Raw genomic sequence first — 16,637 nt, forward strand, 5'->3', positions numbered from 1 at the left:
GCCGTGCCCAAATTTTGGCCTTTGTGGCATGTTTATGACAACGTGAGAGGTTTTTTGGGAAATGTAGTACAGCTTTCGGGCTGATTTTGGGCGATGCATTCTTTGCTGCAGACGAACGGCGGTTGCAGGTCGTAGGAATCACTCGCTCAGGTAAGTTCTTCGCATTAAATACTGGTTAATGTTTCGGGTTCTACTGTCGAGGATTTCGCTATAGTGAATAGGTGGCGATGCAGGGGTGTGCGCCGCAGCATGGCAGAGTCGATGCCGCGAAACCCTTGGCCTCATGTGCATTTGGCCTTGCCGCAAAGGTCTCGCCTTAATAGAGTGGCAAACTGTTGCTGTCATAGTCTGGATGGGTCGGAAAGGCCGGAAGCAACCGGCCTGATTGGGCAGCCAGAAATAGCTCTCTGGCGGAACGGGGAGTTACGCGGGTGGGTAGACCACAGCTCTTGCTTGCGCGTGCCGGTTGACGGGCCGACGAGCATGTCTTTGCCAAAGTTCATCGCCGGGATGATATTCACGCTCGCTGTTGTAGTCGGCTGGTCCTGGCTCGACGGCGAATCGCTTGGCACCATCATCATGCGCGCCGTGATTTGCGCTGTCGTCATTCAGGTGGGGTACTTCGTTCTGGTGTTCGCCATGATCGCAAGGAGCGGGCCGATAACCGCCGACAAGGCGCGGCAGGCCGACCGCGGCATCAAGGTGCCCGATGGCGAAAAGCTAACCGCCCGGCGCGGCAGCCTCCGCTGATCTTTCAGCCGGCGCCGGGGGCGGCGTATTGTCGGCCAATGTTGCGGTTTCCCGTTCGGCCCGTTCGCCGGAGAGCATCCTGGCCAGCCGGCTGCCCGACTTTGCTTTCAGCCGCTGATATTGCCCGACCTCGACGATGCGGCCGCCCTCGATGGCCACGACCCAGTCGGCAAAGGCGATCATCGACGGCCGATGCGCGATGGTGAGGATAGTCATCTTGCCGCGCAGTTCCTCGATCGATTGAGCGATCAGCGACTGATTCTGCCAGTCGAGCGCGCTCGTCGCCTCGTCGAGGATGAGCAGCGAGGGTTCGCGCAGCAGCGCCCGTGCCAGCGCGATGCGCTGACGTTCGCCGCCGGAAAGCCTGACGCCGCGATCGCCCACCACCGTTTCGAGCCTCCCGTCGAGCCGCTCGACGAAGTCGGCCGCATGAGCCTTGCGCAGCGCAGCCCAAAGCTCCTCGTCGCCGGCCTGCGGCGCCGCCAGGCGCAGATTGGCGCCAATGGTGTCGTGCAACAGAAACACGTCCTGCGGCACATAGGCCACCTGGCCGCGCCAGGCCCTGCGGTTTTGCGCGGTGATCTCGACACCGTCCGCCAGGATCTTGCCCTGGCTCGGCTCGAGCAGCCCAAGCAGCATGTCGGCGATCGTGCTCTTGCCCGAACCGGACGGGCCGATCAGCGCCGTCACCTCGCCGGCGGGAAGGCCGAAGCTAATGCCGCTCACCACCGGCCTTCCATCGCCGTCGCCATAGGCGAACGAGACGTCGCGGATATCGAGGCCCCTGTCGAGCGACAGCCTTGCGTTCGGCGCGGCATCGCCGGGCTCCATTTCGCGCTCGGCATCGAAGCGCGCCTGCAGGGCCTGCATGGCGGTGTAGGCCGGCAGGTTGATCAGCATCTGCTGCGCCTGCACCTGCATGTCCATGAAGCGGGGCGCGACCCGCATGAAGACCAGGAGCAGCACGACGATTTCCGCAAGGGAGAGATGGAAGCGGACCAGCGCGATGTAGATGAACAGGCTGAGCCCGATCACGCTCGCGACCTGGAACAGCGCGGTGCCGATGGTGCTGTTGCGGACATAGGCGACATTGTCCGCCTTCATCTTGTCCAGCGTCGCGCGGAGCTGCGCGAAATAGCTCGTCTCGACATTCAGGCTCTTGGCCACCTTGATGCCGCCGAGGAACTCCGACACCGTGCGGTATTGGTCCTGGCGGCTGCCGGTCAGCACGCGACCGTAGGCGGTGGCGCGCGCGCGAAAGGGCTGCAGCGCGATGAACAAGAGCACGCCGATCAGGATCGCGAAGCACGTCATCACCGGCGAGATGAACACCGACACCACGAGATAGCCGGCAAGCAGCAGCGCCGTCTGGGCAAGCATCAGCAGCGAGAAGGCTGCGGCCTGAACGCGGTCGATGTCGCCGGTCAGCGCGTGGTCGAGATCGGAGCTGCGCATGCGGGTGAAGACACCCCAGCGCGCCTTGCCGATGCTCTCGAACAGGTTCATGCGCACCCGGTTGACGAAGTCGTAGAGCAGCCGCGCCATGTAGAGCGACTTGAAGCGGTTGAACATAGCCTGCAGCGCCACCAGAGCGACGAGCAGGCAGAGCACCGTCGCCAGCGAGAGCGTCCCGCCCGGCACCAGCCAGCGCAAGGCGCCCGGTACGCGCACGGCGAAATCCTGGTCGGCACTGCCGATCAGATGCAAGAGCGGGATCAAAAGCAGGATCGAAAGACCTTCGGTCAGACTGCCGAGGACCAGGAAGGCAAGCGCCGTCAGCGTGCGCTGCCCGCCGATATGCGCCATGACACCACCGAAGCCGGCCACGTCCCGCAAAAGTGTCAGGCGAAGTTTCGAGGACCAGGCCATGCCGCTGCTCACCTTGCCCGGGAGCCGGCGGCCAGATCGCGCTCGATCACGGCGACGGCCTCATCGATCCGCTCCAGGCCTGCCGGCACTGCGAGCCGGCTGGCGCCGATCCGTCCGGCAAGCTGCGCGCATTGTGCGAGATGCGTGGACGGGAAGTCGCCGACCAGCGCCTGCCGGCCGAACCGCGTGACGTAGGAGAATTTGATGATTGCCGGCAGGGCGGCGGCGCCCTTTAGCGGTGTGATCGCCGCCTGCCCGCCGCGCTCCAGCACATAGATCCGAGCCGCCGGCACGGCTTCGCCGGAGAATCCTTCCTGCAAGCGATGCTGCGCCTTCTCGATTTGCGGATGCACCTGCGGCCGCACCTCCGCTCGGCCGATCCTGATTACGTTCGCGGCATCCGCTGCAAGCTTGAGCTGCGGAAAGGCGGGCAGGATCATCGGCCGTGAAGGATCGGACAGGTCCAGCGCCACGACATCGTCGGTAAGCAGAAGGTGACCGGCGCGGATCATCGCGCCCGCCGTGGTCGACTTGCCGGCACCCTTGTCGCCCATGAAGATCACGCTTTGCCCGCCAACGGCGATCGCGCTGGCGTGGAGGACGAGCAGGCCACGCTGATGCAGCGTGAGCGCCAGCACCGGACCCAAAAGTGGGAAGGCAAGCAGCGGATCATCGACGCCCGGCGCCGGATCGACATCGATCCGGGAGGCATCGCTGATCAGGAAAGTGCCGACGGCTTGCCAGGACAGGTACTGGCGTGTCGGCTCGAAGCGAAAGGCCGCGGCGTTCGCCAATGCAGCCTCCGGAAAATCGATCGGCCCAACAGCGATCTCGATGTCCGGTGTTGCCGGCGCGGTCGGTTCCAGTTCCGGCAAAGCCACCTCCGACCCGATCGTCAGGCCGTACGCCTTGTAGAACCGACGGGCACGCCCGTTTCGAGGGGCCGCTTCGATGGCGGAGCCGGGCCTCGCGGCAAGAGAAGCGGCTGGAGAGTTCATGCAGGGCTTCCATGCTGTTGGACCTGCCGCAGCCATAGCGACAGTGAGGCCGAACGCCAGATATGCTGGACGTCGGGCAGCGTCGCCTGCTCGGGCCGCTGCAGCATGCGCGCATAGACCGCGTTCACCTCGGGCAGATTGACATAGGGGGCGATCAAGTCGTTGTCCGACACCAGCAGCCGGTCCAGGAGATCGCGATGGTTGACGATCATGCCTTTGACCAGGCTGGCGGTGAAATCGATCTTGTCGCGCCGCCACTGCACCGCGGGCGGCAGCACGCCTTCCATAGCCCGGCGCAGCACATGGCGGCCGAAGCCGTTGCGCAGCTTTTCCTCGCCCGGCAGTGCCAGGCAGAATTCGACCAGCGGCTTGTCCCAGAACGGATAGCGCGGCTCGATGCCGAAATTGGCGGCGGCCTTGTCGAGAACCTCGAAAGCATGGGGCACCAGCCCGGTGGACAAAAGCCAGCGATGGGTGAGCGCTTCGCTGGTGCTGACATTGGCGGGCATAAAGGCCGCGCGATGGAAACGTTCGGCGAGATCGGTACGCCTGGCAAGCTCCGGATTGACCAGTCCTGCCCACGCCGCGCGCGGTGCATCGAAGCGTCTGCGCCGAAGTTTTCCGAGAAGACGCCTGGCCTTCGCCCTCATCCTGGCATTCCGCCAGGCCGGCCCGTAGGCGGCGAGGAACTTGAAGTAAAGAGGCAGCATCCCGTCGCCATAGGTGTTGGCGGCACTGTGCAGCTCGCGCCACAGCTCCAGCCACCTGCCGCGATGGGCGAGCTCATGCAGATGCCCATGACCTTGCGATACGACCTCGTCACCGCCGTGGCCGTCGAGAAGCACTGTGACGCCCTTAGCGCTCGCGGTGCGATAGACGCTGCGGGTCAAGGACAGACCGGGCGCCAGGAAGGTCCCTTCCTGTTCCTCCAGAATGCGATCAAACTCGGCGAAGGGCGCATAGCCGCCGACCGCGATCAGCGTGCCGTCGAGCCCATATTGCTCCAGCACTGCATCGATGAAGGGCCGCTCGTCCATCGAAGACCCCCTCTCGAACACCAGCGAGAAAGTTTTGAGCTTCGGCTTCTGCGTCGCCGCAGCTTGAAGTCCGGCCATGCAGGCGATCGAGGACGAATCGAGCCCACCACTCAGCATGGCACCGACGGACGGAGTGCCCCGCATCCGGTTTTCAACCGATCGCGCGAAAAGATGCAGGAACTCGTCCGCCGCATCCGAACGCTGCGGCCTTTGTGACGGCTCAATCTCCCAGTAGCGGCTCAGCACGACCTGATTGTTGGTCACCGTCATGCTGTGCCGAGCGGGCAAGCGAAAGATCTCCGCATAGAGCGTGGATTGCGGATCGTCCGGCAGGCCGGCGAGGAAGCCGGAAATCTGATGCTCGCTGAGAGCCCTGCCGACACGATCCAGCGCCAGAAGTGGGCCGATCTCCGAGGCGAAGGCAAAGCGCCTGTCGGCGCAGTGGTAGTAGAAAGGTTTGACGCCGAAATGGTCGCGCGCGCAAAACAGCGCCCGGCGCTCGGCGTCCCAGACCGCGAAGGCGAAATCGCCTTGCAGGTAGGTCGGACAGGCCTCGCCCCATTTGAGATAGGCGTGCATCAGCAGTATGGCGTCGGCGGCCGATCGGTCGCGCACACCGAGCCGCGCCAGAAGCTCCTCGCGGTTGTCCAGCCGGCAATCGGCCGTAATGGCGAGCTTGCCGCCGGCCATTGTCAGCGGCCCAGGGCCCTGCTCGCCGGTCGTGTTGAGCCAGGCATGGCCTAGTGCTGCGTGTCTGTCCGTCCACCATGAGCTGCCGTCGCGCGCCCGGTGGCGCATGCGCGCCAGCATCTGCTGGATGTCGGCCGCCGCCGCTGGGCTGCCATCCTGTCTGAGCAGAATTCCGGCGACGCCGCTCATCGCCTAGTGTCCGTGATCGACAAGATGGGCAAAGCCGTTGATGGAGCCGCCAAGCACGATGTGGTCGCCGCTGATCAGCCAGGCATGCGCCTTGAGATCGGCGCCGGGGTCGCGCGCGATGCCGATGCTGATCGTGGAGGCCTTGCCCTGGCGGGCAAGCAGATACTGTCCGGCGAGCGCCTGGGTAAGGCAGCTGGCGCCCGGCACGTATCGCGCAGCAGCGGCAACGCCCCATGCGACGCGCCGCAGATCGGCGATGGCAGCGTCATTCCTCGCTTCCAGTTGAGTCACCAGAGCGCGCATGCGATTATAGGACGAAAGCGTAAGCCCCAGCCGCACGAGGCTGACCACTGCCAGGCAGCGCGCCAGAAACAGCGCCTCCGGCCCGCTAAGCGAGAGGACCCTAGGCCAGTTCCTCATGGTGGAACCTCGCAAGCCCGGCTTCGATCAGTCCCTTGAGCAAGCCCTCGACATCGGCCTTGCAGCGTTCTGTATCGACATCATAGCGGGTGAGCACCGCGCTTGTTATGTCGGGGATCGGTCGTGGCTCCTGGATCAGCTCCCAAATGTAGGCGCCGACGCCGTTCAGGCTGTAGTAGATGTTGGATTTGAGATGGAGCAGCGCCAGTCCGTTGCCGAATTCACAAGCCACGGCATCGCCGCTCGCGACCACGCGGTCATGGTTCGATGGGTTCCAGTGCATCCTAAAACCTCATTGTTGAACGCTTGCGTGGCCTCGCCGGGATCGGTTGCCTGCGATCCTCAGGGAGCCCAGGACAGGGCCCCCGGTTCACCGTTTGAAGAAAGAGAACGCCCGGAGCCCCAACTGCGACAACTCCGGGCGCTGCAAGCTCAGGAGAAGGTGAGCTCACCGACCGGTGTGTGCGCGGGAAATGCCGCGTCAAGCGCCGTGGTCCCGGAGGCACCCTGCGTGATCGTTTCGATCGAACCGTGAACCGTCAGGCTTGGGGTCTCGTACTCTTGCTTTTCAACATTCTGTTCCATTCTATTCTCCAATTAAGACTGGAAGCGGCGTCGGAATGCCGCCAGCATATTGCTATGCTGCATCGCAATTGCTGCACGGCAACATTTATGAGTCAAGCCTGATTTACCAGGCAGTAATCAATTCTTGGTTGCGCATGCCTGCGTCGGTGATGACACCGTCGGCTTTTGCATCTCGGGCGAACACCACTCGAACGTTCAACATCGCCTTTTTGCCGTCTAAGTAAGCATATGATTTGATTGAGGTAAGTTCGTGAGCTTACGTGGCTATGTGGGAATTGCCAAGAAAACACTTCAGATAATAGCAGATTGCCGGCTCACTTCGCCGCCGCGGGATTTGTCTTCAAAAGTGATCGGGATGAGCGAATATGAACGCTCAGGTTGCAGGCGCGAGGCGGCTTGGGAAGGCGCTGGATGGCGCTCCCGATTTTTTGGCGATGCTTTTCTTCGCAGTTGCGGTATAAACGCCGCGCGGGCGGTTTTGCGGAGAGACGACAACGGGCATGGCCGTGCAGGACGCTTCTTACGACAGGCTGCGCGCGGCCGGCAGTGCCGACGAAGTCGCCTATGTGCACGCCTGTCTGCGGCTGTTCTTCAATCCAACAGCGCGAGCAGTCGACCATGGCGGTATGCCGGCTCCGGCAATCTGCGTGGCCGACGTTACCGACATTGCGAGGTTGAACAAGGTCGCGGTCTTTTTGCTCAAGGCTCTCTCGCATGGGGCCACCGGCGCGACGCCTCCCGAATTGCTCGCATGGCTCGATGGTTATCGCCGGCGTACCATGTCGATGAATGCCGCCTCCATCGGCGATTCGATCGCCATCCATCAGGTGTTGCAGGACAGGCAGATCGACTTCGTCTTCCTGAAGGGACCGCTCCAGCAGCAATTGCTCTACGGCGACCATTTCATGAAGCCGTCCGGCGACGTCGATATTCTGGTTTGCCCGTCCGGCTTCGCTGCCGCCCGCGAAGCCCTTCGCTCGGCCGGCTACGAGGTCGCCGGCAAGTCCCGGTCGGTCTGGTGGGTGCGTTTCCTCGGCGAGCAGCACATGGTCCGCGACGATGGCGTGCGGGCCGCAACGGTCGATCTCCATTATCGGCTGCAGCAGCCGGGCTCGCCGAGCCCACGCGACATCGACGGCTTCCTGCGCCGCAAGCGCGAGGTCAAGGTTGCGGGCGCCTCCATGCCCCTGATATCGGCGTCCGACACGTTGCTCTTGTCCTGCATCAGCGTCGCCAAAGCCTTCTTCAACCGCGAGCCCTGCGCCGGCTATGTCTGCGACGTCAGAGCCGCGGCCGGCCGGCTGAACGAAGCCGAGCAGCAGAAACTGCTCGACCATGCCGCTGAGCAGGGCCTCGCCGACACGCTGCTGCTTGCTTTGCGCGCGGCCGATGTTCTGCTTGGCGGTACCGGCACGCTGCTTTCGGACCGCGCCACCCGGATGCTGGCGCGCATCGACAATGCCGACCTCTTCCATATGGTGATCGCGCCCTGGCTGTCCTCGTTGCGCTGGCCGCAGCGGCGGACGGTGCTGTGGGAGCTCTGCGGTCGCGAGCCGGTGCGCTATCTGGCGGAGGCCGGCTGGGCGGCTTCCGCCGATCTCAGCCGGCGGATCTTCGAGCGGCCGGCCGCGGCCGCGCCGGTGCGGGGCAACGCATGAAGATTCGGTTTTGCATTCATAGGTGGGCGGTCACTCATGCTATCGAAAGGTGAATCATGGCCGTGACGACCCCAAGGGTCTGCGTCATCATTGCCGCCCGCAACGCGGCGCGGACCATACCGGTCGCCATCGCTTCGGCTCTGCGCGAGCCGGAGGTGGCGGAAGTCGTCGTGGCCGACGACGCCTCCACCGACGACACACAGAACGTGGCGCGCGCCGCCGATGATGGCAGCGGCCGGCTCAAGGTGATGCGTCTCGACGTCAACCATGGTCCGTCATTTGCGCGCAACGCCGCGATCAAGGCTTCCGTTTCGCCTTTCATCAGCATCCTCGACGCCGACGATTTCTTCCTCGAAGGCCGTTTCCGCCGGCTGTTTGCCAGCCCCGACTGGGATTTCGCGGCGGACAACATCATGCTGATCAGGGACGATGCCGCGACCGACCCCACCAAGGTCGCGGCTCCCTCCTTCGCGCCAGAACCGCAATTTCTCGACTTCGAGCGCTTCATCGAAGGCAACATTTCCCGTCGCCGCGTGCTGCGCGGCGAACTGGGCTTCCTCAAGCCGGTGATCAGCCGGGCGTTCCTCGAACGTCACGGGCTGAGCTACGACGAAAACCTGCGGCTCGGTGAGGACTACGAGCTCTATGCGCGCGCGGTCGCCCGCGGCGCGCGTTTCAAGATCATCAAGTCCTGCGGCTATGGTGCGATCGTTCGCGCCGATTCGCTGAGCGGCCGCCACAGGACGCAGGATCTGAAGCGGCTTGCCGATGCCGACCTGGCCTTGCTGGCGCTGGGCAACCTGCCGGAGGGCTCGAAGGCCGCGTTGCGGCGCCACGAGCGCCATGTGCGCGACAAATACCGGCTGCGCAATTTCCTTGACGTGAAGGCGGAGCGCGGCCTGGCATCGGCTGCCGCCTATGCCTTGGCCAGCCAGTCCAATCTGATCCCGATCGTTCGCGGCGTGGCGGCCGACAAGCTGGACGCCCTGCTCCGCCGCGCCGGCATTGCTGCGAGGCAGCAGGTGCCGCCGATGCGCTTCCTGATGCCGGCAACGAGTGCCGCAACAGAATGATCCGACAAAAGCGTCAGCGCTGGCGCCGTTCCCAAAAAAATCCGCTTTCCGAAACTACGAGGTTGCCTACTTGCCCCGAGAATGGCAAGCTATGTTGCGGTGCAGCAATTTCGAAAGGCCGATCGAATGGCTTCGATTTTTGGCTTCAGATCCAGGGATCCGGCGCGTGACCGGCAGACCGATCTCCAGCGGCTCGACCGTCTGGCGAAGCTGTTCGACCAGATCTCCGCCGAGATCGAAGCGGAAAAGACCGGGCTGGAGAACCGCTATCGGTCGACGGCGACCAACGCCGCTTTCCTGGTCGAGGCAATGGAGAACGGCTCCGCGTCGACAGACAAGTCGTCGGATGTCAACACGATGACCGGCGCGATCCTGAATTACGAGCGGCGCATCGCCGAACTCACGCGTCAGAAAGGTCTGATGAAGGAACTGCGTCATTCGCTCGACGCGATTGTCGAAGATGGTGTCGGGCAACCCGGTTCGCAGGCCGCACAGGCAAGGTCTGCGGGCAGAGGCTGACAGCGCTTCCAGGCGCGGTCATAGCTGCAAAACATTAGAGGAGTAAGAGGGGGGAGGATCAGAAGCGGCTCTCTGGAGGCGGGCCAGGAATGACTTTGGGTTGGGGCGGACAGCACAAAGGTAAGTTTGTCATGAACGCATATCCGAACGACACCTCCACCGCGGCTGCTTGCAGCATGCCGCGCGCGAATTCGAATAGGTCGAAGACGCTTAAGCTCTGGCTCGCCGGCGCGCTGGTTGCGGCCGCGGCCGCCATTGTGGCACCACCCCATTCGGTGCATGCCGAGGAGATGCAGAGCGCGCCGTCCTTCGTCGACAATTTTTCGAATTTCGACCGTTCGCGCTGGTTCGTCTCCGACGGCTGGAGCAACGGCAATCATCAGAACTGCACATGGTCGAAGGACCTTGTCCGGCTTTCGGACGGCGTGCTGTCGCTGAGCTTCGAAAAGCGCAAGCTGAAGGATCGCGAGTTCGCCTGCGCCGAGGTCCAGACCAAGCAGCGCTATGGCTACGGCGTCTATGAGGCGCGGATGAAGACCGATACCGGATCCGGCCTCAATGCCGCCTTTTTCACCTATATCGGACCGCAGGACAAAAAGCCCTGGGACGAGATCGACTTCGAGGTCCTCACCAAGGACCCGACCAAAGTCCAGGTGAACAGCTACATCCAAGGCAAGCCGAAGAACGGCAAGCTGGTCGACGTCGAAGGCGGCGCCGATAAGGGCTTCAACGACTATGGGTTCGTCTGGGAGAAGGACCGGCTGCGCTGGTATGTCAACGGCAAGCTGGTCAACGAGGTGACCAACCCGGACGAATTGCCGACCAATCCGCAAAAAATATTCTTCAGCTTGTGGGGCAGCGACAAGCTGACCAACTGGATGGGCGCCTTTGCCGATCCCGGCCGCAAGGTGACCATGCAGGTCAAGCGCATCGCTTTCACAGCGCTCGGCCAGCCGTGCCAGTTCCCGGAGTCGCTGGCATGCACCATAACCAACAGCAACTAGGCATGTCCCCCAAAGTAGGAACTGGTTTTGGGATGCGGATCATGCCGAATATCTAGGCCTCATACAGGGCCTGGGGGACATCTTAACTGGCCGGGCCGTCTTTGCGGCCCGGCCTTAAACAGGAATAGAACCAAATGAATTTGACAGTGTTTGGAATTGGCTATGTCGGTCTCGTCCAGGCCGCGGTGCTTGCGGAAGTCGGGCACGAGGTGGTGTGCGTCGACATCGACGAAGCGAAGGTGGACCGGCTCAACCAGGGCTTCATCCCGATTTTCGAGCCCGGACTGGAAGCTCTCGTCAAGGAGAACCACGCCGCCGGCCGCATCCGCTTCACCACCGACGCGGCCGCGGCGGTCAAGCATGGCCAGATCCAGATGATCGCGGTCGGCACGCCCCCTGGCGAGGATGGCTCGGCCGACCTGAAATACGTGCTTGCCGTCGCCGAGGCCATCGGCCGCGAGATGGACGCGCCCAAGATTGTCGTCGGCAAGTCCACCGTGCCGGTCGGCACCTGCGAGAAGATCAAGGAAAGGGTCGCCCAGACGCTGAAGGCGCGCGGCCGCGAGGACCTGACCTTCGACGTTGCTTCGAATCCGGAATTCCTCAAGGAAGGCTCGGCGGTCGCCGACTGCATGAAGCCGGACCGCATCATCGTCGGGACGTCGAGCGAGGACACCGAGGCGGTGATGCGCGAGCTTTACGCGCCGTTCAACCGCAACCACGAGAAGATGATTGTGATGGATGTCCGCAGCGCCGAGTTCACAAAGTATGCGGCCAACTGCATGCTGGCGACCAAGATCAGCTTCATGAACGAGATGGCGAACCTCGCCGAGCAATTGGGCGCCGACATAGAGGAGGTGCGCAAGGGCATCGGCAGCGATCCGCGCATCGGCTACCATTTCATCTATCCCGGCCTGGGCTATGGCGGCTCCTGCTTCCCCAAGGATGTACGCGCGCTGATCAAGACCGCCGAGGGCGTCAAGTTCGACGCCAAGCTGCTGCGCGCCGTCGAAGAGCGCAACAACGCGCAGAAATCGGTGCTGTTCGACAAGGTCAACCGCTATTTCCAGGGCGCCCTCAAGGGCAAGACATTTGCGCTGTGGGGCCTGGCCTTCAAGCCGAACACCGACGACATGCGCGAGGCTCCGTCGCGCACGCTGATGGAGGCGCTTTGGGCCGCCGGCGCCAAGGTGCAGGCTTACGATCCGGAGGCCATGCAGGAGTGCCAGGCCATCTACGGCCAGCGCGAGGACCTTCTCTTGTGCGGCACCAAGGAAGCGGCCCTGCGCGGCGCCGACGCGCTTCTCATCTGTACCGAATGGAAGAGCTTCAGGGCTCCCTCCTTCGACGCGCTCAAGGACGCGCTGACGACACCGGTCATCTTCGACGGCCGCAACCTCTACGACCCGAAGGTCATCGCCCGCTACGGCATCGAATACCACTCGATCGGCAGGATGGCGGCATGACAGTGTCCGCCGCCAGCTTCCCGCCGCATGGCTCCGGCGAACGACAGTGGGACCGACAATGATGGAGGGTCGATAATGATCGTGCGCGTTTCGGGAGATTCGATCTGATGGTGATGGACGTTCAGCCCGAACAAATCGCCAACGAGCATTTCGACCTCGTCGTCATCGGTTCCGGGTTCGGTTCAGCCTTTTTCCTGCATGAGTTCCTGAAGCGGCGCAAAGCCCGGGTCTTGGTGCTGGAATGGGGCCGCCACAACACGCATGAATGGCAGCTTGACCAGAACGCCAACACCGACATAGACGACGAGAGCACTTATAAGACCGACAATGCCGACAAGCCGTGGAACTACACGATCGGCCTCGGCGGTGGCACCAACTGCTGGTTCGCGCAGACGCCGCGTTTCCATCCCAACGACTTCAGGCTGAAGAGCACATACGGCGTCGGCAACGACTGGCCGATCAGCTATGACGAGCTGGAGCCGTTCTACTGCGACGCCGAGGAGGTCATGTCGATCTCCGGCGACCCCGACATGGCCCGGATGCTGCCGCGTTCGCGGCCGTTTCCGCAGCCGCCGCACCGCATGTCGACGCCGGACCGGATGATGAAGGCGGCGCAGCCGGAGCAGCATTTCGTCATGCCGACCGCCCGCGCCCGCGTCGCGACGGCGCAGCGCAACTCATGCTGCGCCAACCTCAGATGCTGGCTGTGCCCGGCCGACGCCAAGTTCACCGCCAACAATGGTTTGATGCACGTCTTCCAGCACGCGGACGTGTCGGTTTGCTTGGGCGCCGAAGTGCGGCGGCTCGACCATTCAGCCGGCTCGGTGCGTTCGGTTGCCTTCCTGCGCGACGGCAAGGCATACTCTGTCAGCGGCGAACTCGTCATCCTTGGCGCCAACGCCATCCAGAGCCCTGCAATCATGTTGCGCTCGGGGCTCGGCGGCGAATTTGTCGGGCTCGGCCTGCACGAATCCTATGGCTGGAACTACGAGGTCTATCTCGACGGCGTCGACAATTTCGACGGCAGCACCATCACCACCGGCTTGAATTTCGGCCTCTATGACGGCCCGCATCGCGCCGAGCACGCGGCGGCGCTGGTCTATTTCGAGAACCGCTGGCAGCACGGCATGCGAGCCGAGAAGGGGCGGCTGCGGCAGGCGCTGCCGCTGGTCATCGTCACCGAAAACCTGCTCGACCCGGAAAACCGGGTGATCCTCGACAAGAACGAGAACGTCTTCGTCAGCTTCAAGGGTGCCTCCGACTATGCAACCAAGGGCATGGCCAAGGCGCTCGAGAGGCTGCCGGAGCTGCTCAAGCCGCTTCCGGTCGAGCAGATATTCGATCGCGGCATAAGGCCGACCGAGTCGCATGTGCAGGGCACCTTGCGGATGGGCACCGGCCCGGCCGACTCGGTGGTCGACCGCGACATGATCCACCACCAGCTCCGGAACCTCGTCGTCGTCGGCACCAGCACCTATCCGAGCTGTTCCTGCGCCAACCCAAGCCTGACCGCCGCGGCGCTTTCGCTGCGGGCGGCGAGCCGGCTGGCATGAAGGAGGGGTCGATGAAGATCACGCGACGCACCGCATTGGCCGTTGTTGCCGGCGGCATTGCTTCGACCGGCATCGCCGCTGCGGCCGTATCGTCCTTCTCGGATGAGGATCTGGTCCGCCTCACGCTCGAGAAATACTTCGGCCCGCTCAACATGCGCATCGAGCACCTGCAGCAATTCGTGCTCGAATTCCGCAACCGCAACCCGTGGATATTCCCGAGCGAAAAGCTGGCGGACGCGGTGACGCTTTTGGAGACCGTGAGGCTCGACAGGGCGCGCGAATTGCTACCCAGGCGCAAGCAGCAGGATGTCGGCAATTTCGAGCGCTGGGTCATCGCCGAGTTCCACATGCTGACCGATTATGCCTGGCGCAGCTCGCCCCATGATCCGATCCGCTTCACCGGCTGGCATCCATGCACCAATCCGTTCGCCAATCTCGAGCAGCAGACTGCCTGACACTGCCCGCCGGCATGTTTGCCGGCAAGCCAGGAAAACTGGCCAAGAAAATGTGACAAGGAGCCGAACCATGAAAGTTCTCTTCGCAGGCGGAAACGGCTATCCGCCGCAATTCAGCGGCGGGGTCCAGTCGAGCACCCATCATCTGGCGGAGCAATTGATCGAACACGGTCATGAGGCATCGGTGCTTGCGGCCTTGTTCGGCCAGGGCATGTTCGGATACAAGGCGCGCGCCAAGATGAAGCTCCTCGGTCAGCGCGCCGTCATCGACAATTTCCCCGGCTATCCGGTGGTGCGCGCCTGGTTCCCCTGGGAAGCGGCCGCCTTTGCCGTAAAGAAGCTGCAGCCGGACGTAGCGGTGGTGCAGTGTCACAAATCGGTTCCGCTCGGCAAGGCGCTGGAGGCCGAGGGCGTGCCGCTGGTGGTCTATCTCAGGAATGTTGAATTCCATGAACTCGGGGGCGATCTGCGCGAGCTGAACTCGGCGTCTTACATCGCCAATTCCGAGTTCACGGCGCGCACTTACAAGCGCGAGTTTGGCATCGATTCCACGGTAATCCCGCCGACGATCAATCCGGCCTCTTACAGCACGCCGACGACGGGCGAGTACGTCACTTTTATCAATCCCTACGAGGAAAAGGGTTTCGAGCTGGCGGTGCGGATCGCGGCCGCCTGCAGGGAGATCCCTTTCCTGTTCGTCGAGAGCTGGAAGCTGGATGACGATCACCGCGCCCGCATCGCGGAAACGATCGCGCCGTTCTCCAATATCAAGCTCGAAAACCGCACCGACGACATGAAGACTCTCTACGGCCGCACCAGGATCCTGCTGGCGCCGAGCAAATGGGAAGAGGCGTGGGGTCGCGTTGCCTCGGAGGCCCATTGCAGCGGTATTCCCGTCGTCGGCTCGCGGCGCGGCGGACTGCCCGAAGCGATCGGCTCCGGCGGCGTCGTGCTGGACTATGACGCGCCGCTCGAGGACTGGGTCACGGCGCTCAGGCGGCTGTGGAACGATCGCGAGGAATATGAGCGAGTCTCGGAAGCCGCGCTCACGTTCTCGCAGCGCCCGGAACTCGATCCCGAGCGCCAGTTCGCCACCTTCTTCGCCTTGCTGGACAGGGCTGCCAGGCAGCGCGCCCGGCGCGCTGCTTAATGCATGTCGCCCAGAAATCTGCAGCGGTTCTGGGGCGCGACAGGCATCAAAACGACGACCCAAACGTCGACTGAATGCGATTCGGCGCGAGGCACCTTAAATCCGCGTTAGGTTTTGCTTACGCTGGTCTTTTGACCCGGCTCTTCAGCATTTCATAGGCGCGTTCGCCGAGCAGGGCGCGCGCGGCGGTCTTGATGACCTTCTTGCGCCCCTCGGGCGAATTGATCTGCCTGAGCCGTGCCGGCAGGTTGCGGGCCGCCTGCTCCAGCGCCGGCAAGGAAAACGCGTCGGGAAAGCTCACGATGTTGGTTTCGACGCACAGCACCGGCTTGCCCGATAGCTTGGCGATCTTGAGCGCCTGCTCGTGCTCGCTCTCGATGAACAGGATGGCGTCCGACTTGCGATAGAACTCGGCCTTGAAGCTGCCATGCGCGCCAAGCCGCTGCCGCTCGGCCTTGCTCGGCAGGTCGAGCATGACGAGATGGTCATATTTGATCTCGTGCTTGGCCAGCCAGGCTTCAGTCAGCTTGCGATACTTTTCCAGCCGGCTGGTCACCAGCCAGCCGATCTTGCGCGTCGGCCCGAGAAGCGGCCGCGCCTCGGTGAGGAATTTTTCGTAGGCCGGCCCGTCGTCATTCTCGTCCGCGGTCGGATCGAGGCAAAGCACGCCGTCTATGTCGACGCAGCATTGCTCGAGGAAGACGTGATGCATGAAGTTCCACTGGAACATCCTGGGATGCGGCACGACCTCGAAGACGATATCGGTTTCCTTGTGCTGCGAAAGCAGGCCGAACACGGCCGCGTAGACGAAATCGCCCGGGATGCCGGCAGCCGCGATTTTGCTGCGCGCATCGCGCATGGCGTTGCCGCCGCTGACGCTGTCGTCGATCACCAGGATCTTGCGCATTTCGGAATGCTGCCGATCGAGCGCCGCACGCCGCTTGGTGATCCCCGAGGTGTAGATCTTGCCGGCGAGAAAGCTGTCGAGATCGGTCATCGGGATATTCGCCGTCAGGCTGACCAGCGTCGCGGCGAGGATGCCGCTTCGCGGCACGCCAACCACCAGGTCGATGTCGCGCGGCAGCCGGTGCAGGTTCCGCGCGATCGCGTCGTTCATGTCTGAGATCGATCGGTAATTCATGCTGTTGCCTAACCCTCAAGAATCAGCAGTTTTGGGCTGTCCGGCGGCGGCCGGAATGCCTGGCGGTTTGCGCCGGCAAG

Annotated in this window: 16 protein-coding genes; 9 read left to right on the top strand and 7 right to left on the bottom strand. The window is 63.2% G+C overall.

The features are described from left to right. Positions 1–459 precede the first annotated feature (459 nt). Positions 460–750, top strand: coding sequence for an exopolysaccharide production repressor exox (locus P9230_RS23065; protein WP_347404011.1), 291 nt, complete (start codon positions 460–462; stop codon positions 748–750). Here the strand turns inward: P9230_RS23065 and P9230_RS23070 are convergent. From P9230_RS23070 to P9230_RS23095, 6 genes are all read right to left on the bottom strand, one after another. After that, positions 721–2,619: an ABC transporter ATP-binding protein gene (locus P9230_RS23070; protein WP_278120850.1), complete on the bottom strand. Its 1,899-nt coding sequence runs from the start codon at positions 2,617–2,619 to the stop codon at positions 721–723. The two genes, P9230_RS23065 and P9230_RS23070, sit on opposite strands and share 30 nt — an antisense overlap. Before the next feature lie 8 nt (positions 2,620–2,627). After that, positions 2,628–3,617 (bottom strand): serine kinase, encoded by a 990-nt coding sequence (locus P9230_RS23075; RefSeq protein WP_278120851.1) that lies wholly within the window; start codon positions 3,615–3,617, stop codon positions 2,628–2,630. After that, positions 3,614–5,533, bottom strand: a complete 1,920-nt coding sequence (locus P9230_RS23080; protein WP_278120852.1) for a lasso peptide isopeptide bond-forming cyclase — start codon at positions 5,531–5,533, stop codon at positions 3,614–3,616. Before P9230_RS23080 ends, P9230_RS23075 begins: the two co-directional genes overlap by 4 nt. A 3-nt stretch (positions 5,534–5,536) precedes the next feature. Beyond that, on the bottom strand, positions 5,537–5,953 hold the full coding sequence (locus tag P9230_RS23085; protein WP_095799205.1) for a lasso peptide biosynthesis B2 protein: 417 nt from the start codon (positions 5,951–5,953) through the stop codon (positions 5,537–5,539). Further along, positions 5,937–6,236 carry a PqqD family protein gene (locus P9230_RS23090; protein WP_095799206.1) on the bottom strand — a complete coding sequence of 100 codons (300 nt, stop codon included), beginning with the start codon at positions 6,234–6,236 and terminating at the stop codon, positions 5,937–5,939. The genes P9230_RS23085 and P9230_RS23090 overlap by 17 nt, the downstream gene beginning before the upstream one ends. Positions 6,237–6,385: 149 nt before the next feature. After that, on the bottom strand, positions 6,386–6,538 hold the full coding sequence (locus P9230_RS23095; RefSeq protein ID WP_082953851.1) for a lasso peptide: 153 nt from the start codon (positions 6,536–6,538) through the stop codon (positions 6,386–6,388). 500 nt (positions 6,539–7,038) lie between these two features. Between P9230_RS23095 and P9230_RS23100 the strand changes: the two genes are divergently transcribed. The 8 genes from P9230_RS23100 (at position 7,039) to P9230_RS23135 (ending at position 15,416) form a co-directional block, all read left to right on the top strand. Continuing rightward, complete coding sequence (locus tag P9230_RS23100) at positions 7,039–8,196, top strand: nucleotidyltransferase family protein (RefSeq protein WP_278120853.1); 1,158 nt, start codon at positions 7,039–7,041, stop codon at positions 8,194–8,196. Between the two features lie 56 nt (positions 8,197–8,252). Next, positions 8,253–9,269: a glycosyltransferase family 2 protein gene (locus P9230_RS23105; protein ID WP_095799208.1), complete on the top strand. Its 1,017-nt coding sequence runs from the start codon at positions 8,253–8,255 to the stop codon at positions 9,267–9,269. 126 nt (positions 9,270–9,395) lie between these two features. Continuing rightward, positions 9,396–9,788, top strand: coding sequence for a hypothetical protein (locus tag P9230_RS23110; protein ID WP_095799465.1), 393 nt, complete (start codon positions 9,396–9,398; stop codon positions 9,786–9,788). A 131-nt stretch (positions 9,789–9,919) separates the two neighbouring features. Further along, entirely contained in the window at positions 9,920–10,792 is an 873-nt protein-coding gene (locus tag P9230_RS23115; protein WP_095799209.1) for a glycoside hydrolase family 16 protein, read from the top strand. 134 nt (positions 10,793–10,926) lie between these two features. Beyond that, positions 10,927–12,258: a UDP-glucose/GDP-mannose dehydrogenase family protein gene (locus tag P9230_RS23120; protein WP_095799210.1), complete on the top strand. Its 1,332-nt coding sequence runs from the start codon at positions 10,927–10,929 to the stop codon at positions 12,256–12,258. Positions 12,259–12,365: 107 nt separating this feature from the next. After that, entirely contained in the window at positions 12,366–13,811 is a 1,446-nt protein-coding gene (locus tag P9230_RS23125) for a GMC family oxidoreductase (RefSeq protein ID WP_278120854.1), read from the top strand. A gap of 11 nt (positions 13,812–13,822) precedes the next feature. Continuing rightward, the gene (locus P9230_RS23130; protein ID WP_067324726.1) at positions 13,823–14,266 is read left to right on the top strand and encodes a hypothetical protein; all 444 of its coding nucleotides are present in this window, start codon (positions 13,823–13,825) and stop codon (positions 14,264–14,266) included. A 70-nt stretch (positions 14,267–14,336) separates the two neighbouring features. After that, a complete protein-coding gene (locus P9230_RS23135; RefSeq protein ID WP_067324233.1) occupies positions 14,337–15,416 on the top strand; it encodes a glycosyltransferase in 1,080 nt (359 codons plus the stop codon). A 118-nt stretch (positions 15,417–15,534) separates the two neighbouring features. Here the strand turns inward: P9230_RS23135 and P9230_RS23140 are convergent, their stop codons facing one another. After that, positions 15,535–16,557, bottom strand: a complete 1,023-nt coding sequence (locus P9230_RS23140) for a phosphoribosyltransferase (RefSeq protein ID WP_067324235.1) — start codon at positions 16,555–16,557, stop codon at positions 15,535–15,537. Between the last annotated feature and the right edge of the window lie 80 nt (positions 16,558–16,637).

It is taken from the genome of Mesorhizobium sp. WSM4887 (assembly GCF_029625865.1).
In the GTDB taxonomy this organism is placed as follows: domain Bacteria; phylum Pseudomonadota; class Alphaproteobacteria; order Rhizobiales; family Rhizobiaceae; genus Mesorhizobium.